Source organism: Anabaena sp. FACHB-83 (assembly GCF_014697485.1).
GTDB lineage: Bacteria > Cyanobacteriota > Cyanobacteriia > Cyanobacteriales > Nostocaceae > Nostoc_B.
This window is the reverse complement of sequence record NZ_JACJRY010000001.1, coordinates 301,285-323,366: the sequence shown is the minus strand read 5'-3', so window position 1 is coordinate 323,366 and position 22,082 is coordinate 301,285. Positions and strand designations below refer to the sequence as shown.

The 22,082-nt window shown below is 41.9% G+C and carries 15 protein-coding genes; 6 read left to right on the top strand and 9 right to left on the bottom strand.

Features of this window, described 5'->3' with window-relative positions:
• Window positions 1-167 precede the first annotated feature (167 nt).
• Both H6G79_RS01305 and H6G79_RS01300 read right to left on the bottom strand, forming a co-directional pair.
• Complete coding sequence (locus tag H6G79_RS01305) at window positions 168-1,718, bottom strand: YcjF family protein (RefSeq protein ID WP_190588031.1); 1,551 nt, start codon at window positions 1,716-1,718, stop codon at window positions 168-170.
• Between the two features lie 391 nt (window positions 1,719-2,109).
• A complete protein-coding gene (locus tag H6G79_RS01300; protein ID WP_190588030.1) occupies window positions 2,110-4,209 on the bottom strand; it encodes an amylo-alpha-1,6-glucosidase in 2,100 nt (699 codons plus the stop codon).
• A gap of 141 nt (window positions 4,210-4,350) precedes the next feature.
• Between H6G79_RS01300 and H6G79_RS01295 the strand changes: the two genes are divergently transcribed.
• Entirely contained in the window at window positions 4,351-4,962 is a 612-nt protein-coding gene (locus tag H6G79_RS01295; RefSeq protein WP_062294438.1) for a peroxiredoxin, read from the top strand.
• 575 nt (window positions 4,963-5,537) lie between these two features.
• Here H6G79_RS01295 and hetR read toward each other — a convergent pair.
• The 6 genes from hetR to H6G79_RS01265 form a co-directional block, all read right to left on the bottom strand.
• Entirely contained in the window at window positions 5,538-6,437 is a 900-nt protein-coding gene (gene hetR / locus H6G79_RS01290; RefSeq protein ID WP_062295448.1) for a heterocyst differentiation master regulator HetR, read from the bottom strand.
• A 1,528-nt stretch (window positions 6,438-7,965) separates the two neighbouring features.
• The gene (locus H6G79_RS01285) at window positions 7,966-10,152 is read right to left on the bottom strand and encodes a DMT family transporter (protein WP_190588029.1); all 2,187 of its coding nucleotides are present in this window, start codon (window positions 10,150-10,152) and stop codon (window positions 7,966-7,968) included.
• A gap of 638 nt (window positions 10,153-10,790) precedes the next feature.
• Window positions 10,791-12,095, bottom strand: coding sequence for an inorganic phosphate transporter (locus tag H6G79_RS01280; RefSeq protein ID WP_190588028.1), 1,305 nt, complete (start codon window positions 12,093-12,095; stop codon window positions 10,791-10,793).
• Between the two features lie 140 nt (window positions 12,096-12,235).
• Entirely contained in the window at window positions 12,236-13,282 is a 1,047-nt protein-coding gene (locus H6G79_RS01275; RefSeq protein ID WP_190588317.1) for an alcohol dehydrogenase catalytic domain-containing protein, read from the bottom strand.
• A gap of 93 nt (window positions 13,283-13,375) precedes the next feature.
• Window positions 13,376-13,930: a PIN domain-containing protein gene (locus tag H6G79_RS01270; protein ID WP_190588027.1), complete on the bottom strand. Its 555-nt coding sequence runs from the start codon at window positions 13,928-13,930 to the stop codon at window positions 13,376-13,378.
• A gap of 18 nt (window positions 13,931-13,948) precedes the next feature.
• On the bottom strand, window positions 13,949-14,413 hold the full coding sequence (locus H6G79_RS01265) for a helix-turn-helix domain-containing protein (protein ID WP_190588026.1): 465 nt from the start codon (window positions 14,411-14,413) through the stop codon (window positions 13,949-13,951).
• A gap of 325 nt (window positions 14,414-14,738) precedes the next feature.
• On the opposite strand from H6G79_RS01265, the gene H6G79_RS01260 reads away from it, so the two are divergent.
• The 5 genes from H6G79_RS01260 to clpB all read left to right on the top strand — a co-directional run bounded on the left by H6G79_RS01260 (window position 14,739) and on the right by clpB (window position 20,263).
• Window positions 14,739-15,221: a beta-lactamase hydrolase domain-containing protein gene (locus H6G79_RS01260; protein WP_190588025.1), complete on the top strand. Its 483-nt coding sequence runs from the start codon at window positions 14,739-14,741 to the stop codon at window positions 15,219-15,221.
• A 626-nt stretch (window positions 15,222-15,847) separates the two neighbouring features.
• Window positions 15,848-16,417 carry an HMA2 domain-containing protein gene (locus tag H6G79_RS01255; protein WP_190588024.1) on the top strand — a complete coding sequence of 190 codons (570 nt, stop codon included), beginning with the start codon at window positions 15,848-15,850 and terminating at the stop codon, window positions 16,415-16,417.
• Window positions 16,418-16,707: 290 nt separating this feature from the next.
• A complete protein-coding gene (gene gloA / locus H6G79_RS01250) occupies window positions 16,708-17,142 on the top strand; it encodes a lactoylglutathione lyase (protein WP_190588023.1) in 435 nt (144 codons plus the stop codon).
• 285 nt (window positions 17,143-17,427) lie between these two features.
• Window positions 17,428-17,559, top strand: a complete 132-nt coding sequence (locus tag H6G79_RS37220) for a hypothetical protein (protein ID WP_277877193.1) — start codon at window positions 17,428-17,430, stop codon at window positions 17,557-17,559.
• A 61-nt stretch (window positions 17,560-17,620) separates the two neighbouring features.
• Window positions 17,621-20,263: an ATP-dependent chaperone ClpB gene (clpB, locus tag H6G79_RS01245; RefSeq protein ID WP_190588022.1), complete on the top strand. Its 2,643-nt coding sequence runs from the start codon at window positions 17,621-17,623 to the stop codon at window positions 20,261-20,263.
• 875 nt (window positions 20,264-21,138) lie between these two features.
• On the opposite strand, the gene H6G79_RS01240 is transcribed toward clpB, so the two are convergent.
• Window positions 21,139-21,774: a hypothetical protein gene (locus H6G79_RS01240; RefSeq protein ID WP_242048158.1), complete on the bottom strand. Its 636-nt coding sequence runs from the start codon at window positions 21,772-21,774 to the stop codon at window positions 21,139-21,141.
• Window positions 21,775-22,082: the final 308 nt, after the last annotated feature.

Here is a 22,082-nt window from a genome sequence, read left to right as displayed (position 1 = left end):
CATTACTTACGTAATTTTTACTTAGTGGAAAGTTTACAATGAAAGAGGTTAGGGGCTAGGGGACGAGGGAGACAAGGGAGACAAGGGGGACACGGGAGATACGGGGGACACAGAAGCAAGATTTCTACCTTGTCTCCCCCCTCTACCTTGTCTAATCCAACTCAGCACTAATGAGTTTCTTCATCTTGATCAAGGGCTTCTACTTTTTCTTGTAAAGGTTTGACAACTTTGGCGATCGCTTCTTGAATAAAAGCTTTAATAAACTCATCGCGGCGGTTGATTTGAAACTGACGCTGTACTACCTCTGTCATACCGCCGTCGCCCCAATCTTGATCATGGCGAAAATACTCAATAAAACTTTTGCCGGCAATGCGGGTTAAATATGCGGCTGTTACGCCTTGAATGGCTCGGCCAATAATAAATGTGGCAACATTCAATTGCAAAGCTGTCGAAACTAATTGAATCGCACCTTTAACTATCCCTAAACTGGCAATAGTTTTAGCTAAAGATAAAGCTAATTCCCGCCCCCGTTCCATATTCAACTCGCAGCCGTAGACTCTGCCAATTTCTACAACCATTTGGGCGTTGACGGCGGCTGTCGCCAATAAATCTACAAAAGGTAAGGGTGTAACTGAGACGACACCAGCCCCAATCCATTGAAATCGCTCAACAATTTTATCGGCTTGGCGGCGACGCTGGGCATCGATGAGTTTACGTGCTTCTTCACCCAGGCGTAAAGATTGCAGCAAAATGTTATCCGCCACTAAATCCTCGCCCTCAGCCCGCAGTACAGCCGCCATCCGCCGCAGCAGTGGGACAATATCTGGTTCTGGTTGATAAAGTTCCCCTGTTTCTAATTGTGCCGATTGGGGGTTAGCCGCGATCGCCACCACGTCGTGAGCAGAAATAAAACCCCGGACTCGTTCACGCAACCGTGCCAAAATCACTTCTTTATTTTCATCTGTATACAGGTCAGTTTTATTCAGAATTAACAGCGATCGCTTGCCAATTTCTGCTAAACCCCGCAATGGTTCATATTCTGAGCGACGCAGGTCATTATCCACCACAAACAACAATAAATCTGCGGCTGTCGCCAGTTCTCGCGCTAACTGTTCCCTTTCTGTACCTGCGACTCCTGCTTCTAAAATTCCCGGTGTGTCGGTAATTAAAATTTTGCGGTCTAATCCCTTCAACCGCAAACAATAAGTTTCGCCGACTGTGGTAGTACCCATTGGCGCATTGACTTGACCCACCATCCGCCCCATAATCGCATTCACCAGGGAAGTTTTACCGGCACTTCCTGTACCGAACACCACAACTTGAATTTCACCCCGTGCTAAATTAGCTTCAATTTCCCGCGATCGGCTTAATAAAGCTTGTCGGGCGACTTCATCTTGTATTTGCGATACTTGTTGGCGCACAGCTTGGAGTGTGGAGGAAGCTGCATCAGATTTTGCCGCCGGGATTTGGGCTGGTGTCACCCGCCTGCGCCCTTGGCGAGAACGTTTTTCTCCAGCCTGAAGCACCAGAACGTAATAAACAAACGCCGCCACTAATCCACCAATCAAGACAACCAGCAGCAACAGCAGCAAATTACCGAGTAATGGCGAATAAGACAATTGCCAATAAAGGCGTGATAGGGAATCTATCAGCCATAGGCTCATTGCCAAAATGACAATTAGACCAACAATTAGCGTTACTATGCGCGATAAAGGCATGGGTAGCGGGAGTTAGTATTCAAGAGGCACTTTTTTAATAGTAGAACTGATGGCGTGGGGAGTGGGGAGTTCGGAGAGACAAGGTAGAGGGGGGAGACAAGGTAGAGGGGGGAGACAAGGGCGAGGGGGTAGACAAGGTAGAAAGAGAAAGATTGCTTCCTTGTCCACCTTGTCCCCTCGCACCCTTGCACCCTTGCCCCCTCGCACCTCACAAGTGTAGGTTTTTAACAGAGTGATGAGTAGCGACTCTAAAAATCACGATTTAATCAGAGTTTCATCACCCTCACACCCTTACACCCCTACACCCTAAATCAAGATTTTTGGGGCAGAACGTAAAAAACCTACACCTGTCAGCCCCCTCGCACCCCTGCACCCACCCCTTACCCTCTACCTACGGAAATCCCTGGATATGACGCATCACCTCTGCTACTGACCAAGCTTGAGCGATCGCACCTCTGGGGGTGTGTGGGGGGTCGCCGTCAAAAATTTCGGAAATGGAGCCAAGGCAAGCATCAGCAAGAAAATGGTCGATGAGGGGTTGCCAATGAAAGGGTATTGGTTGTTTGGGATAAAAACGCTGCCAAGCACGAATAAACGGCCCAATTAACCAACTCCAAACTGTACCTTGATGGTAAGCGCGATCGCGCTCATGAGTCATACCAATATACTTACCGACATATTCGGGATCAATCGCATCCAGGCTACGCAGTCCATAGGGAGTCAGCAAGCGATAAGTTGCTAAGTCAAGTACCTGACGGCCTTGTTGTTGGGAAAATCCACAATGGTGCAAAGATAATGCAATCACAGCATTGGGGCGAATTTGGGAGTTACGGCGATCGTCTGGTTCAATGGTGTCGTACAAGTAACCCAACATCGGGTTCCAGAATTTTTGTAGGGAAACTTTTACCTGTTGTGCTTGCTGTGTATAACGTTGCGCTTGTTTGGCTAAACGTGGTGCATCTTCCACTCGCATTTGGCTTAAGCGTTGCGCCCATTGGCTCATCCAACACAAAGCCGAATACCACAAAGCATTAATTTCTACTGGTTTACCATAACGCGGCGTGATAGGTTGACCGTTAACTAGTGCATCCATCCAAGTTAAAGCTACACCGCGAGCATACCAACCTACTAATCCATCTGTAGCATCAACTTGGATGTTATAACGTGTACCACCTACAAAGGCTTTGTGAATTTGCTGCACTATCGGGAATTGGTCTGCTAAAAATTCCCAGTCTTGGGTAGCTTCTAAATACAGTCCTAATGTTTCAATCCACCACAGCGCCGCATCAATACTGTTGTAAGATGGCTCACCATCAACATCAGGAAAGCCATTGGGAATTAAACCGTGGCGACAGTAAAGCCCCAAGGTGTGTAATACTCCTTTGGCTAATTCGTAGCGTTGCGGTACTAATGCTAGACCTGGTAAGGCAATTAACGCATCACGTCCTCTGTCGTTAAACCAGTGATAACCAGCAATGATGCTTGGGCCAGCCACGGCAGCCCGATACACAATAAACTGATCACTGGCTTTGATTAGTTGTTGCCAAATCAGCGATTGAGTATTCAGTAGTGGACAAGAAACAGGGGGTAGAGGGTTTTCCTTGGCTGATATTGCTTTACTCGTCAATAAGCCTGTTGTTGATTCCCAATCTTGATGTTTGGGTTGAATGTAGCCAAAAATCTGGCTGAGTCTTTCTTGTTCTGCTTCGATCGCTTCTGCAAAGCTTTCTGGTAATAGCGTGCTTTGTTGGGGATCAGGAAAACCTAACCTTGCTTCCAAAGTGACGCTATCTCCTGGCTGGAGAGTGACGATTAAATAGCCAGGACTATACAAGTCTTCATAATTACCTAATCCCCGCCGTGTTTCTTCTGGTAAGACGTAATTCCAATACCAAAATGCGTCTGCTTGATATTTACCCTGTGTCCAGCGTAAATACCAAGGTTTACCAAAGTGTCCCGATGCGATCGCTTGTAGGCAAACTTGTTGTTGTCCTAACAATTGGGAAAATTGTAACCCTGTGGCAGTTTGTTGATGATGAAAGTCGCGATCGCAAATCAACAACCTCAGTTTTAAAATCGCTGTCTCTAGTCCGTCATAACGATAGTGAATCAAAATCCGATGGGAGTGGGGGCTATTTTCCCTACTTCCCTCAACACCACAAGGCATTAACAGTTGTCTACTTAACTGCCAGTGTTCGTCACCCCAAATCCATTTGGGTACGGGGTTAATATCAAAAGATCGGAGAAATTCGTAACCTCTGGGCTTAATCTCTCCACTACCCCAAATATTTGTTCCTAATGCCACAACCCCCTTCGATACTTCTAAACTCGCCTCCAAGTGTGACAACAGCAAGTCACGCCCTGATGGCGGATTTGTAGCAGCAAATAACCAACCGTGGTAGGTGCGTGTGCGGACATCAGAAACTGTCCCACTGGCAAAACTGCCTAAGCCATTGGTGAGTAACCATTCTCTTGTATCTAAATTGGTCATTTGCTACTCAAAATCGTTATGACTATGATATAGTCGTAACAGATCGTAATTAAACTGTGAATCAGCGTAGATGGGTGAGTTTACCTGACCCGGATTCTAACGCTACTAAAACGAAATATAAGTTGAAGGAGAATTAGGTTAATGTCCCTCACTTACGGAACAGAAGGAAGCCTCCGCGTTGGTCAACAAGCTCCCGACTTTACAGCAACTGCTGTATTTGATCAGGAATTCAAGACAATCAAACTTTCCGACTATCGTGGTAAGTATGTAGTCTTATTTTTCTACCCCCTAGACTTTACCTTTGTTTGTCCTACTGAAATCACAGCATTTAGCGATCGCTACGAAGAATTCAAGAAACTTAACACTGAGGTTCTCGGTGTTTCCGTTGATAGTGAGTTCTCCCACCTCGCTTGGATTCAAACTGATCGCAAATCTGGTGGCGTAGGCGACCTCAATTATCCCCTAGTTTCCGACATCAAGAAAGAAATTAGCGCCGCTTACAACGTGCTTGATCCAGCAGCAGGAGTTGCATTGCGTGGTCTGTTCTTGATTGACAAAGATGGTATCATTCAACACGCTACTATTAACAACCTAGCTTTTGGTCGTAGCGTTGATGAAACCCTACGGACATTACAAGCTATTCAGCACGTCCAATCACATCCAGATGAAGTTTGCCCGGCTGGTTGGCAACCTGGTGATCAGACAATGACTCCTGATCCTGTGAAGTCTAAAGTTTACTTCGCTTCCGTCTAGAATTTTCTCGCTTTCAATTCCAATAGTTTTTGTTGGCATTGAAGGCAAAATTCATTTTTACCACAGATAAACCCAGTGTTTATCTGTGGTTTCTTGTATTAATAAGCTTTTTCTAGCTAATGATCGCTTGACTTTGAAGACAGCTACTATAATTTAATGTTTACTTGATAAATCGTCTCTAAACCTAATATTACTTACAGCGTTTTTCATCTCAATGAGGTACATTCCTCTAGTCTCTAGTCCCTAGCCTCTAGCCTCTGTCCCCTATCAACTTGTACTGCACTAAACTGATAAACGCTATATACCAATTTGAAAAAAGAATGCGACAGATGGAAATCAAGAAAGTCTTACTGGTAACTAGAATAACCCTGTTTATTTATATAAGCTAATAAAATACTGAATCATCCAATTTATAAATGTGGATGGCAACGGAAGCATCCTGCCATTCGAGACAAAAGCTAACAATGTCTCTAAATTTTGCAGCAGGAGCCTACCCGTCGTAACGCTTGTACATTTGATTTGAGATTTACCGGTTGCTGAGTGTTAGGATGCTTACTTTTTATGAGCCGGAGGTGTTAATCTTCTTTTCTACCAAAAACCATCTGTAAAATCATGGGAATACCACCACTTTGGTGATACTTATCTGCCCAAGCGCGGATAACTTCGTCAAGTTCCTCCATTGCTTGATCCCACTTTTCTGGAGGAATATCCAGTTCTTCTAAAGCACGCATGGAATTTGGTCGTTTTTCTGCCCAGTTTCTCATCATCCGAAAATACCGAGCGGTATCTTCTAGCATGATATAGGTACGTTCTTGATCGTCTGCTGGTGCATAAAAAGGACGAGTTAGTGCATAGAAGGGCATTCCCCAAGGTGAGTCAATTCTTGTCACCGTACCTGAATAAAGTAGGCGGCGCTTGATGTGTTCTGCTAAGGCTTCACTCAAGGGCATTTGATGTTCAGGCGGGAGGACTTCTTGCGATCGCTTATGCAAAAATTCAATTAGTTCGAGAAATTCAAACGAACTCACTAATTGCGCGTCTGGTAAGTTACCAGGTAATTTTTGCTCAATTTGTTTTTTCTCTTCACTTGTCAGGCTAGTTCCTGGCACACGGGATCGCCCTGGTTGCCAAGGATATTTCTCCATCCAGACGTAAGGCAGTTGAATTAAATAGCGTGGTTCTTGAGAACCCAACATTTTTAGCAACTTGCCTTCCGTCAGAGCTTGTCTGACTTCTTCCACAATAATTTTGACCCTTTTTGGCTCCAGGTGGTGCAAATGACCCGTCATTCTCAGGTTTTGTCCCTGTTCAAGATAGGTCATATAAATTGCACACTTAGCTGCCGTAGCTGCTGCATCTAAGAATGCTCCATGCCTGTGCCCACTAGTCCGCATAGCACTAAAAGCCAGATAAAGCATGATCTGATCCATTGCACTAGGGCCAAGTTGTTTGATCAGATCTATGTCGTTACTCATATTACAGACAGTTAAATAGCACGTTTACAGATTTATAGTCAGAGGGAAGTAAGTAGTATACACCCAAACTTTAGGCGATATTTTTACTTGAGACTTTCTAGGATGCTGTGACTTTCAGGTTACTAGCAGTTGAAATTGCCAATGGCTCCGAATTATATAGCAAATCACTACTAAAAAGAAGTTAGTTGATTTGGCTATTGTCATCTTTTCCTGACAGATTCACAAATAACCATGAAATTCCTCTACTTGTCATACCAATTACAAAACCATCTATTTTTCCGATTTAATCTATAAAGATTGTCTTCGGTAGCCAGGATGTTACAACCTAGGTTAGTTCACAAACGGAAAATACTTCCTGATTGTGGCAACACCTAACCAGCCGATGGACTTGATGGTATGCACCTTTCCCAAGAATGACTGCTTTCTTTGGGTTTGTAGAGAATTCTGGTTACTCGTCGATTTCCTATTCGTGATGAGTAATCTGAGAGTCAATCATCTACTGAACTTGAATCAAATTACAGGTTTAGCAGATACTAGTAGACTACCATAATGCTCACAGCTTTCGGCAAATTTCGGGCATCTTTAGGTAGTTAGTACTTAGAGAAATCTAATTCCTCAAATCAGGTAGATAGTTTCCCGTCCAAAATACCGTTTATTGCCTTTAATCATGATATTCTATTCTGTCAGCTTTTTTATCAAGTTTATGTAAATTAACTCAATCTTAATATTATATTAAGACTCTCTATTTTTTAGTTTACACAATAGGAATTATTAAGGATTCCTGATATTTCAATGAATATAAAAAAGCCGCTTTTACGGTATGTAGTATCTGATGATTTTATAGCCCCTTTTAACTGTAAAACCTATGTTTTGAGGTGGTGAGTAGCAGTGAATATGTTTCAATATTCACAGTATCAGAATTGTAAATTACGTACAGGAATAGTAACTTTCTTATTTATTTTGTCCTAAATATTTGGGTGTTAAACAGGTCGGAAAGTTAGTCAAAAGGCTGTTGTACGTTGTTATTTATAAAATATACAGGTATCTGGTGACGTAATGCAATTACCAGATTTCATATTGTTTGACTTTTAGAGTGATACCAAGGGTAATAAATTTATCGGTGAAAGACTGACTGAGAGTTCAGAGCCTAGAGCAGAGGGTTTTGCTGCTAATGTACAAATTTCCCAAATCATTCTGGATTAACCGGACAATATCTAAAAAAGTTTTAGGATGCAGGATTTTTGGGAATTGTATAAGACGATTGACTTGGATTGATTACTAAGTTTGTCGTCGCCTGTTGACAATTATTAAAACAAAATAAAAAATTGAAAAGTTAAAAATCAAAGTTGAGATAATCAAAGTTTTATTTAAAATTCGACTTTTAACTTTCCTCACGGACACATATAGCAGGGGACAGGTAATAGGTGACAGATGACAGGGGTAAAAGCTTTGTGGTGTCTGTGTCTAAGTCTTATTATTTATCGATGTCCTAAGCAACTTGGCTACTGCTATCGCTGCTTTATGTTATTTAATTTTCAGCACTTGATGATTTAACTTGATGACGCATTTTCTCAAAACTAAAAGCCGCAGCACCAAATGTGACAAATAAAACGCCGAGAATCTGAATTATTTCTAAATTTTCTTGAATCAACAACCCAGCAAACACTACGGTTAATATCGGTACGCCTGCGCCAATAATTGCCGATCGCAAGGCTCCAAGTTTACCAATACCAATATTGTTGAGGACATAGCTTAAAAGTGTCAGCACGCCCAAAATAAAGGCACTTAGAATAATCTCTAATAACTTAGAACCATCAATTGTTAAGCTCCAAGCGGTTGGTAAAGGTAACATCAAACCAATGAAGCTCAAAACAAACATGGTGGTGAAACTAACTAAAGTAAAAGACACAGGATGCAGTTTAGCGGCGCAGACACGAGTCAGCATCACGTAGCAGGCAAAGGCGATCCCACCAAAAATTGCGGCACTGCTACCAATAGAAAAATCGCTGATCCCCGCCGTTGCAGCACCAGCTAAAACTAATAATTCACCTAAGAAAATCGCACCAATGGCAGCCCCACGCACGCTATTGGGTTTATCACGGAATAACAGCCAAGACAACAAACCGCTAATACCGGGATAGATAAAGAATAGTGCGATCGCCATACCCGTTGTTACTTGACCAATCGCCAGATAAATCAACACCTGCGATAAAAACAAAAAGCAACCACTCGCAATTGATAGTTGCAACACTCTCTGAGCTTTCACCTTAGCGGCTGAAGGCTTACCTTGAAATGATTCCATTAAGTTTTTGATATCTTGCCAAACTTGGGGGTGCATCATCGGTGCTAACAGCAACGTGAGCGGTACTACAATCGCCAAGCGCAGCAATAAAATTAAGAAAATATTGCCCAAAGTCGGTAATAATAACCGTTCTACAGCCAAGCTGCCCACCACCGCAGAACTTTGGTGGAACATCATTTTTACAGCGACGTTATACAGTGAAGACACCACCGTAGACAAAACAACTAGCAAAAACCCAATCTGCACTGGAGATAAACTTTGAGGTTTGCTAGGTCTTCGGGATCTGCGTGCTGGTGCAGGCGGTGGAGAAATTGGCTCATCTTCTACTAAATCTGCACTGATAACCGAAACTGGCTCACTAGCCTTGCTAGAAGGAGATTGGATTTGGGTTTCTGGTACATCAAACCGGAGTACAGCATTTTGTTCACTGGCTGCAACATTGCTAGATGTAGATTCCGCCACATCTTTGTCCGGTAAAACAATTGGTTCCGGTGGTTTTTCCTTGGGGGGAAAGTCCTTGGGAGCGATGGAAATTGGCTGAGTGGGGCTTTCCTTAACTGGTGGAACAATTACGGCTGAAGATGTTTCTGTTGAAGAAGCAGTCGTTTGGTTGTCATTCGATTTATTGGTGACTTCCGATAACAGAGGGTAATTTACCGGCTGTGGCTCATCTGGTTGTAAAACTGTAGCTGAAGATACTGTAAAAGAATTAGCAGGCGATCGCTCGTTTGATTGTAAAACTGTCGGGGGCGATACTTTCATAGCACTTTCCAACTTTGGCTCATCTGGTTGTAGAACCGTTGGTGGCGATGGCTTTGTAGGTTGGGTAGTTTCTTGGATAGCTTTAGTTAATTCCCCACGCAGGCGATTAACTAATTCCTCTACAATCGTTTCGCCTTGCTGTTGTTGGCTTTGCATCCGAGACAACTGCTGAGACAAATTACCTTGATAATTTTTTAGTTCTTGTTGCAGCGAATTAAAAGTAATGGTCAGAGTATCATCCAAACTGCCCAGCATTTGTTTAATCTGCTCATTACTTTCGGCTGATTTTAGTACTGCTTGTTCATCAGCACCAGTCATTTTTAGTTCGTTAGCTAAATTCTTCAGTGATGATTGCAGTTGAGAAGAAATATGTTTGGCTAAAACTTCTGCCAACTGTCGGATTAACACCTGCTGTTCGGTAATTTGTCGCACTTGTTGTAAGTGTTCTTTTTCCTCTAGCAGTTTTTGAATGTCATCGTACAGTCGTTCTTTATCTGCTTGTAACCGTTTAATTTCTTCTTGCAATGATCTCAGCACATTTTGTTGGAGATTTTCTAAATCCTCCACAACAGCCCAGAGTGCTGTTTCTGCTGATCTCGATAGTTCGCCTCTAACTCGCGGGCTATCTGGCCGTTTTTCAATTCGCCCCATTAGCTTCTAACCTCTAACACCTTGAAGATAAAGCTGCTTCCCGTAAATTTGCTTGGCGCTCATACTAAATTTCAGTATTTTGTCAGATAGACCAAAAAATTTAACAAGATTTGCACGTATCAAAGTAATTTTGTCACGCTGAACACAGCTTGGCAAAGTATATAGTCTTGGGCTGTACAGCTTCACATAGTTTGTGCCACGTATCAGCCAGAAAATTCAGTCCTTTAAAAGTGAGATTTTGAAATATAAAATCTATCACTCAATATAAGTACTTACTATTTTGATAGCAACAGTAAATTTTAAATACTTGCGAATAAATGCCTGGAAATGATTCAGGATAATAACTTTGTAAAAGCTAGATGTAAATCATTCTAGAATGTAACTTTGGCAACAGTTTACATTTATCTGAGAGCTTAGTTTGTTTTCCTGGGGAATTTTTAAGTATTATTCTCTCCTAAAATATATTTTAGCTACTTCTAGTATTTCAAAGTATTCCGCAAAAGGCATCAGGATAATTTAAATATTTATTTTGCAATTTTTACTCCTAGTTTTTTTGAATTAGGCATCCATCAACAAATTTTCCCAGTGAATTTAAAAACCCTATTCCCTACTCCCTACTCCCTACTCCCCATTTTCAGTTAGTGCCAAACCAACCGCGCAATACTAAAGATACTTGCACTCAGGACTGCACTTAAAGGAACTGTAATTAACCATGCAGCAGCGATCGCTTGCAGAGTTTGAAATTTAATTGAGTTCAGGCTCTGCACCATCCCGATCCCCACTACACCCCCAACCAGTGCGTGAGATGTCGAAACAGGTAAACCCAAGCGAGAAGCTAAAAGAATGGTAGTGGCGGTAGCTAGTTCGGCACAAAACCCACTACTAGGTTGCAAAGCAATGATGTTTTCGCCAATAGTCGCAATGACGTTTTTTCCCCAAATCGCTAAACCTGTAACAATTCCTGCACCACCAACAACCAAAATCCACAAGGGGATATCGATACCATTGATTGGTACGTTACCAGTCGCATTGATATAAACGATCGCGGCTAAAGGTGCGATCGCATTTCCCACATCGTTAGAACCATGTGCAAACGCCACAAAGCAAGCACTGAGTAGTTGGTAACGACCGAATAATCTTTCAACGGGAGTCGGGAGTTGGGAGTTGGGAGTGGGGAGTAAAATATTATTCCTCTGCTCTCTGCTCTGTGTATCTCCTGCCTCTTTTTCTAGTTGTCGCCAACTCATTACAGTCAGTCCCACTGCTGCTAATGCACCTGTGAATAAAGGGATGTCATATACAGGGATGTTAATTCCTGCTTGTGCAGTTAAGAAATTCGTTAAAGGTTGCGTTAGCGAAGGTAGGACAATCACGCCAAACACGCCCAACAAAGCCGAACTCAGCCAAGGAATCCATTCTCTTAGCTGTGCAACTTGATTTGGTTGATTTAAAATCCAGCGTTGAATTTGGCTGTAAAACAAAGCTGCAATACTACCGCTAATTATCGGTGTGAGTAACCAACCAATGGTAATCATGCCAATTGATGACCAATCAATTGCACCTATACCCATTGCCACAGCACTAAAGCCTGCGATCGCACCAACGACGGCGTGAGAAGATGATACAGGTAAACCTTTGGCAGTAGCAATTTGCAACCATACACCGCAAGATATTAATACAGTAATCATCCCTGTTACCAATAATTGGGGTGTGGCAGCAAATAAACTAGGATTGGCAACCTTTGTTGCTAAAGTTTCTGACACCTCATGCCCAAATAAGACAGCGCCAGTAAACTCTAAAACTCCAGCAATAATGATGGCTTGTTTGAGAGTCACAGCTTTGGAACCCACAGAAGTTCCCATTGCATTGGCAACATCGTTAGCACCAAGATTACAGGCGACATAAAAAGCGAGGATGGCAACTATCACTAAGGTCATGGGCATAAGTTGGGGTAGATGGAGATCGGTGGAAAGTCAGAAGTAGTCAAGTAGAGAATAAATTTTCATACTTTATACTTCATACTTCCCACTGGAATTGACAATCAGCTATAAGTATTTTCTACGTGTTAGCTTGTTTGCCCGGATCAAGGATAGATTAATATTTTGTATGTATCAGGAGAAGGGGCGATCGCTTGTTCTACGGCTGCTGATAAATCTTTGAGAGGGTAGCGATCGCTAATTAAGGCGGGAATATCAATCCGCCGATTAAATACAATATCCGCCGACAGCGCCTGAAGACGGTAAGAAGAACTGTAACTCCCCATCAAATCAATTTCTCGGCGATAAAGAATATTCGGATTGATAGGAATTTCTAATTCATCGGGAAACTCAGCGAAAAACAGTATTTTCCCCCCTTTACGAGTGCAGTCTAGTGCTTGAAAGAACGCCTTTTCACTAGGTACAGCCAACAAGGTCACATCCACACCTAGTCCATTTGTGAGGGCGTGAATTTTCGTGGGTAAATCGGGATCACGGGCATCAAAAGCTGCTTCTGCACCAACCTCCAAAGCTTTTTCGATTCTAGAGGGCAGTAAATCAGTGGCGATCGCTTTTGCCCCAAAATACTTCACCAACATCACAAACATTAACCCAATCGGCCCGGCTCCAGTGACTAATACTGTTTGTCCGGGGGCAATTTGGGCTTTCTTCACTGCTTTGAGACAGCAATTTGTCGGTTCCACAAAACTTGCTTCTTCAAAACTAATATCTTCGGGGATCGGAATTAAACCACCATTCTGCACAATGTGTCCTGGTACTTTCACATACTCTGCAAAACCACCACCACTAGCATTAAACCCTGCTGTGGTAGAGATATTTTTGTAGACATTGCACATCGAGAAATTTTCATTTAAACAATAAGCGCAACGCATACATGGGATGTGGTGCATCACCGCTACCCTTTGTCCCACTTGCCAACCTCTAACTTCTGAACCCACGGCGGCAATTTTTCCCGCAGTCTCATGTCCAAATATGCGTGGCGGTTCATAAAGAGGATAAAGGATTTTTTTAATATCCGACTGACACAGCCCCACAACTTGCACCTGCACCAGTACCTCATCTGGTTCTAGGGTTGGAACTGGGATTTCTTCGTAAGAAAGTTGATTTACGCCTCTGAATACCTGTGCTTTCACGTTGATTTTTTTCACTGCTCAACAATCTTAGATGTAACATTTGCAGTCAACGTTGAGCTATAAACTCAGAGATTTTTGTGTTTCCACTAATTTTTAGATAGATTCATGAGATAAAATTTTGCTTGTAAATCCCGGTAACTGTTTACTCAACAGTTCAAGTAACTGAATAAAAGTTTTAGGACTTCTTTTATAATTTTGGGACTGTTTCTGGAGAACTTGAATCATTTCTCTTGGGTATTCATCGAATAGCTCACTCAGAAAATTATCAGGCGACTGTGCTTTGACATGCCACGGTGTTAAAGCTTGGTTTTGAAAATCATTAAGATTATTCGTGACAATTATATCAGCTTTGACTATGACCGCAGCAGCAAGAACATGACGGTCTTTGGGATCATTCGTCATAGCCTGTTCTAATTCCCAAGGCACTTCGTCAACCATTGCTTCAGGAAAAGCATATTTGATAACTTCCTCTAAGTTTTTAGCGCCTTCAGCAGAAATCTTACCCCTGAGAACTAGATTACTCATTGCTTCATCTAAGATTCTCTGTGACCAATAAGGTAGATACAGTCCAGATTCCGCAGTGGATAGCAAGGTGTCTCTTAAGTACATTGGAAATAAAACACACGCATCTAAGATAACTTTGAGCATAGCTATTTTCCTAAGCTGTTACTCAGCATCTTCATACAAACCAGCTTCTTCAGTCATCTCTATTAGCTCTTGCAAAAATTTTCTACGCTTGCTATCTCGCTGTTGTTTATACTGCTGCAAATCTTCAAATCTTACACGCCGATGAGTACCTACCATGATGTAAGGAATTTCACCTTGCTCTAACAACTTAATTAGATAGGGACGTGATACGTTCAGAAAGTCTGCTGCTTGTTGTGTTGTGAATTCTTGCTCTTGAATTACTATTGAGACTAATTTACCTGATGCCATTGCCTGAACAACTTTACGCAACACTTTATCTACTGATTCAGGGATGGGAATTGTTTCGCCATTTGCGCCTACTAAATGCAGTTGAGTATCTTCTGGTTCCAGTATACTTTCTAGCTGCTTGATAGATTGAATTTCTTGTTCTTGAAGTAAAACTGGCTCTAATGGTTTGTTCTGTCCAGGGATGATGGAAGTCATGGCGAAGTTTATGCAACTGTAATAGCACAATTGTATTTCATAAACGCAATATCCGAAACAAACTGCGATCGCTCGCTTCCTACAGTTGGACAACTTAGCAAATAGATAAAAACCACTAAATCTAACGGTCATATCGATTATTTGTTCTAAACATCGGTAAGTCGATAGATTAACCGTATATTATGGATAGAGCAATAAAACTATCAAAACAAAAAGACAAATTTAGCGTTAATCAGCCGATTAATTGCATTTTTGTCAAATTTCGCTGTGCATTTTTGAATAGCTGCTCACAGCATTTTTGCAAGCCAAGTTAGAAGGAGTGAATGTGAATAACGCCATATTAATCAACGACAGCTTAACAACAACAGGACAAATTTCAGTAAAACAGCTAGAGCAAGCTATCCAAGAAGGTTATAAATCCGTGTTAAATTTGCGATCGCCTGATGAATTAGGATTTTTTCGGGATGAGCAGAAGCTTGCGGAAAAATTGGGACTATATTATGTCAACGTACCTGTCAAGCTAGAAGCACTGAATGAGGAATTGATTACCCAAACCCTAAAGACGCTAGAACAGCTACCTAAACCAGTTCTCATCCATTGTGCAGCCGGAATGCGTTCAACAGGAATTGCGCTGTTAAGTATAGCCATCAAAGAAGGATTAAACGCAGAACAAACCTTAGCTAAAGCCAAAAGTTTAGGCTTTGGCTTTTTAGAAGACTTTAATGGTTTTAGTGTGAGTCCGAGGCTGAAGCAATTATTTGTTAACTATGTGAATAAACATGCCAAAGTAGCGGTACTTGCTCGCTAAATTTTATTACTCCGACAACAGTGAAATTTATAAGTTTCAATGTTGTCGTAATTTTATATAGCCTTTCCTGGTCTGCTGAGTTACAAATTTATCTGCGGCCATCGGCGGTTAATTATTCTTGCTTGTACTTCACTAGAATGAGAAAGGCTATAACAGAAAATGTTATTACGGTTAGCCATTGTAATACCTTGATGCCATTTATTGAGTTCAGCAGAATTTGAGAATGGAAAAGCCTCTGAGAGGTTGTTTTAAAAGTCTGCTTGTTGGTAGCAAAATACTTTAGATCCCCCTAAATCCCCCTTAAAAAGGGGGACTTTGAGATTAATTCCCCTCTTTTTAAGGGGGGCTAGGGGGGATCAACGAGTGCTTGAAACTACGGATAAATACTTTTCAAACATCCTCTGACATTGATTTAAAACCTTTAACTTAAATGGTTTCATTTTATCCAAGTAAACTGAGCAGTAAGCCTAGATTTATCGTCATACCTTTGATAGCTGCGGATACTCTTCTGCGGATAGAGTTTTTTCCCTTATGGCACACTTATTATATTGGATGTTATCTTTAATTGCTGAAAACAATTACAAAATACATATAAAAAATATTTTTTAGTTAAGACAAATTTGGATATGAATTATAAAAATTTATTGAGTTTACACCAAAATCAGCAAAGGAAAAATTCAACTCATCATCAACCACAAACTCAACCAATTGCATATAGCATTGCTCATGCAATTGCTGGAAGAATCCGCTTGCGAGTGCCGCGACTTGCTAAAGATAAAGAGTATGCCAATAAACTGAAGGTAGCAATAGAATCTCAAATTAAAACTGCAAAAGTGAGAATTAACCCTTCAGCTTCGTCTATTGTGATTAATTATCCATCAGGTTTAATGCCAGATGAACAAATGCGATCGCAGTTAGTTCATCTAATTCAAACCGCCCCAAATATCGTATTACCAACCAAGGTCAGCAATAAAACAATTGTCACAACTATTTTTGATGCTTGCGCTAACTTAATAGAGAGCTTACGTAACGCCAACAAAGCACGTAACGCTATTCAGCATCGAGAACTGCGAAAAGACCGTTGGGAAAGATTACTTTCGACTGGAGAAAGGATAATTCAAGGACTTAAATCTGCTGTAGTGTTTATCTTACCTGGCAAGCAGTGGCGATCGCAATCAGTACTCAACTCTGCTTAATTCTTCAGATTTGATAATTTAACATATTGTCCAATAGGTAATGTCTTGGTCGGTTTTTACTCTACCAGCCAGATTGTTTTTCGTCAAAATGTAGTTAGTGGTGCAGCACATAGCACTTTTATCTAGTGCAGGTAGGGAATAAGGAATGGGGAGTCGGGAGTAGGAAAGAAGCCTGATCTGAATGTACTGATTTTTTTCCCAAATCAAATATGAGTCCTATACTTTTGAGCAGTCCCTTGTAGAATGTTGGCAGAAATCAACAACTTGAAGCTAAAAATTCATTAGTCATTATGCGTTTACTACATACAATGTTACGGGTAGGGAACCTAGAAGAATCATTGAAATTTTACTGTGATCTCCTAGGTATGAAATTACTGCGTCAAAAAGATTATCCAGGGGGAGAATTTACCTTGGCGTTTGTTGGCTATGGTGATGAAAGTGACAATGCAGTAATTGAATTAACGTATAACTGGGGAGTAGAAAAATACGAATTAGGTAACGCTTACGGTCATATTGCTTTGGGAGTAGATGACATTTATGCTACCTGTGAAGCAATTAAAAATCGTGGTGGTAAAGTAACGCGGGAACCAGGGCCAATGAAACATGGTTCGACAGTCATTGCTTTTGTGGAAGATCCCGATGGCTACAAAATTGAACTCATTCAATTGGGGACTCAAGGATCAGCCGCCAAGCAAACATCACAAGAACAACTGGTATCGCAATAATTTTTGATTAGGATTAGGGTGTAAGGGGCAGAATCAAGTCAAAAGTTAAAAGTCAAAAGGTTTTTTACTTTTGACTTCCCCGGTATTCAAAACCCTTACACCCATTCTTCATAGACAAACTTTGTGCGGAAGTCCTGACCCCTATACCCCCAAAGCATTCCCGAAAATAAATTACGCTAAACTTGCAACCACAGATACACGCGGATTTAAAGTCAATAGTGCTTGGATGATGATTTGGGGAGAGAATACGGTAAAAGTGTGAAGTGTGTGAAGTATGAAGTGTAAATGTTTATTCTTGTGGGTGGCAAGTTTCGTGGTTATAAATCCTTTATTATTGATTATTCCTCGCCCCTAGCTTATCGCTCTATTTCATCCTACGCTACTAACAGGGGATGCAGCGATCGCATCTCATCATAAGTCCTCTACCTTTTCCCAACTCCAATTTCTTAAATAAAATCCGCAATTCAACTTCGTAACGATGCAGCCTACAGATCCCAATAAATTTACAGATAAGGCCTGGGAAGCAATTGTTAAATCTCAGGATATAGTTCGTGCTTATAAACAACAACAATTAGACGTTGAACATTTAATTATTGCCCTTTTAGAAGAACCCACTAGTTTAGCGATTCGCATTTTAGCACGGGCGGAAATCGACCCCATCCGTTTACAACAGCAACTCGAAGCATATACTCAACGTCAGCCCAAAGTTGCCAATAATGACCAACTTTACCTCGGTCGCACTTTAGATGTGCTGCTTGACCGCGCCGAGGAAGCTAGAGTCAAAATGAAAGATACCTACATTTCTGTAGAACATATTCTCTTAGGTTTTGCAGAAGATGAACGTATTGGGCGGCGGATACTTAAAGGTTTTAATGCGGATAGTGGTACTCTAGAAGCGGCAATTAAAGCTGTACGCGGTAGCCAAAAAGTGACAGACCAAAATCCAGAGTCTCGCTACGAAGCATTGCAAAAATTTGGTAGGGACTTAACAGAACAAGCCAAAGCCGGAAAACTCGACCCAGTTATCGGGCGGGATGATGAAATTCGCCGTGTGATTCAGGTATTGTCACGCCGGAGTAAAAATAACCCTGTTTTAATTGGTGAACCGGGTGTCGGGAAAACTGCGATCGCAGAAGCCTTGGCACAACGTATAATCAACGGTGATGTCCCAGAATCGCTCAAAAATCGGCAATTAATTTCTTTAGATATTGGGAGTTTAATTGCTGGGGCAAAATATCGGGGTGAATTTGAAGACCGCCTGAAAGCCGTCCTCAAGGAAGTTATTGAATCTAATGGACAAATTGTCCTGTTTATTGATGAACTGCACACCGTTGTTGGTACTGGTTCCAACCAACAAGGGGCGATGGATGCAGGGAATTTACTCAAACCGATGCTGGCGCGGGGTGAACTGCGGTGTATAGGCGCGACAACCTTAGATGAATATCGCAAATACATTGAAAAAGACGCAGCCTTAGAACGCCGTTTTCAACAAGTGTTTGTCGATCAGCCTAACGTAGAAAATACTATCTCGATTTTGCGGGGTTTGAAAGAACGCTACGAAGTCCACCACAACGTCAAAATTTCCGACTCAGCCCTAGTGGCGGCGGCTACTTTGTCAGCCAGATATATTTCTGACCGCTTCCTACCCGACAAAGCCATTGACTTAGTAGATGAAGCGGCGGCACAGTTGAAAATGGAGATTACCTCCAAACCCTCAGAATTGGAAACCATCGACCGCCGCTTGATGCAGTTAGAAATGGAAAAACTGTCACTGGCTGGCGAAGAAAAAGTTCCTACTCAAACGCGGGAACGCTTGCAGCGCATTGAACAGGAAATTGACACCTTAAAGGTAAAACAGCAAGAATTTAACGAACAATGGCAAGGTGAAAAGCAGTTATTAGAAGCTATTAGTGTTTTAAAGAAAGAAGAAGAAGCATTGCGCGTACAAATTGATCAGGCAGAACGGGCTTACGATTTGAATAAAGCTGCTCAATTAAAGTATGGCAAATTAGAGGGTGTGCAGCGCGATCGCGAAGCTAAAGAAACCAAACTGTTAGAACTCCAAAGCCAAGGTTCGACTTTGTTGCGCGAACAAGTCACCGAAGCCGACATTGCTGAAATCGTCGCTAAATGGACAGGTATCCCCGTCAACCGTCTGCTAGAGTCCGAACGGCAAAAACTACTGCAACTCGAAAGCCATTTACACGAACGGGTAATTGGTCAACATGAAGCCGTCGAAGCCGTAGCCGCAGCCATTCGTCTCGCCCGCGCCGGGATGAAAGACCCCAGCCGCCCCATCGGTTCGTTTTTATTCATGGGGCCGACTGGCGTAGGTAAAACAGAACTCGCCCGTGCTTTAGCGCAGTTTCTCTTTGATTCTGAGGATGCTTTAGTACGCCTGGATATGTCCGAGTATATGGAAAAACACTCGGTAGCGCGGTTAGTTGGTGCGCCTCCTGGGTATGTGGGTTACGAAGAAGGCGGTCAACTTTCCGAGGCTGTGCGCCGCCATCCTTACTCAGTTGTGTTGTTGGATGAAGTGGAAAAAGCCCATCCAGATGTGTTTAATATTCTGTTGCAAGTACTTGATGATGGGAGAATTACTGATTCTCAAGGCAGAACAGTAGATTTTCGTAATACCGTAATTGTTATGACCAGTAACATTGGTAGCGAACACATTTTAGATGTGTCTGGTGATGATTCTAAATATGACATGATGCGGGAGAGGGTAACAGATGCACTGCGATCGCACTTCCGCCCCGAATTTCTCAACCGTGTAGATGATACCATTCTCTTCCACACCCTCAGCCGTTCCGAAATGCGCCACATCATCCGCATTCAACTCAAGCGCGTTGAGAACTTGTTGAAAGAGCAAAAAATCTCCTTTGAAATCACCCAGGAAGCTTGTGATTACTTAGTAGAAATGGGCTACGACCCTGTTTATGGCGCACGTCCCTTAAAACGAGCAATTCGCCGAGAAGTCGAAAACCCCATCGCTACAAAGATATTAGAAAATACCTTCATTGGCGGTGATACCATCCTCATTGACAAAGCCGAAGACAAATTGATTTTTCGCAAAAAATCCACTGTGAAAGTATCAGTCCCACAGCCAATTACATAACAAGAAGCTATGTATAAATAGCTAATTCGCCGATCAATTGTAGTTTTAGTAAGGAATTTTTTCAACGTGGTTTCAGGCTCTATCCCTTGTGAAACAATCTCTTTAGCCTTGTTATCACCTGTTAAGTTCTACTACTAACTAAGAGTCATAACTTTATCCGGATTAATTAGTATCTACCGAGAACAGTTTATTGGTAGATGCACCTTGATCTTCAACTCCCCTGGCTATTTAACATGGCTGGGGGTTTTTTTTGGAAATTTTATCCGGTTAGAGCCAGCCGTCAATAGAACAATTAATTGGTAGATGCACCCTGATAACTAACTCCCCTAGCTGGTTTTCACCAACTGGGGGATTTTTTTTGCGTAATTCCAGAATCAGAAAAGTTTTATCCGGTTAGAGCCAGTCGTCAATAGAACAATTAATTGGTAGATGCACCCTGATAACTAATTCCCCTAGCTGGTTTTCACCAGCTGGGGGATTTTTTTTGCATAATTCCAGAATCAGAAAAGTTTTATCCGGTTAGAGCCAGCCGTCAATAGAACAATTAATTGGTAGATGCACCCTGATAACTAATTCCCCTAGCTGGTTTTCACCAACTGGGGGATTTTTTTTGCGTAATTCCAGAATCAGAAAAGTTTTATCCGGTTAGAGCCAGCCGTCAACAGAACAATTAATTGGTAGATGCACCCTGATAACTAATTCCCCCAGAGGCTGCCACCACTGGGGGATTTTTTTATTGATTGCAAACATCATTGCTGCGAGTGCGATTTCCAAGGTGCAGAGATAAAAACATATTTGATTTGTGATAACACTCCTCAGTTATTTACCAAGCAAAAATAATAGTAAATATTCAAATTCTCACAAATCAAGCAGATTTATCTTTGCCAACCTACTAAACCCACAATTTCTAATGCTTCAGCCACTTGTGGATGCAATGTGCAGTACCAAACATCCTCAAAACTCCACTCAACTAAAATAGCAGTCGGAAATGGCGAACCATCAGAGTGAGTCGGCAACACACAATTTAAATGTTTTGCCAGCAAATAGCCAAGCCTAGCATATTGCAAATTCACAGCCCCGTAATGGTCATAACTAGCTGCTTTGGCTAATTCCGAAGTTGTCGTAGTCCGGTTAGGAAAATGATAATGAGCCACCAACATCGCTCGGTGTCCCGGTGTAAGGCTGGCTTCAATAGTGGTAAAAGCTTCAGCATATTCTTCAGCCGAGGGGAGAAATTTATCAATGTGAGAGTCAGGAGTATCAATTACCTCTTCCATATCATCCAACGCCGCCGCAATCAGTTCACTGCAAAAGGCGCTTTTTGTGTATCCCATCAATTGCGCTAGTTTCTCTAGGCGGGAGTGGTCTGTAGGTAAGAGTGTTACAGAAAACCTCACTGACTCTTCCTGGCACTGCAACATCTTGTGTGCTAATCTTTGAACCTTAGTCATAATGGCAAAATGCACCAAAAATAATTCATCATTTTTAACACCAGTATTTACGGTGGTCAAATTCTAGTAAAGCAAGTTGCCAGGTTTTATCAAGGTTGGTGACATGGGTTAATGGGTGTACTCATTCAAAGTCCTTACACCGTTCGGCTGACGCTCACGGCGAAGCCCTATACGTTTTCACCCCTAAACCCAGCCTCAATTGACTAAAGCCACAATCAAAAGTGAAAGAAATTACTCATATTTTTTTGCAGACAATATCTTATGTAAATTAGCAATAATCGGTATTTTTTATTTATTCGCAGTAAAATTCAGAGGAGAGCAAGGCTAGATTTGTAGAATTTATTTCAATGAAAAATTCTATCTGAGCG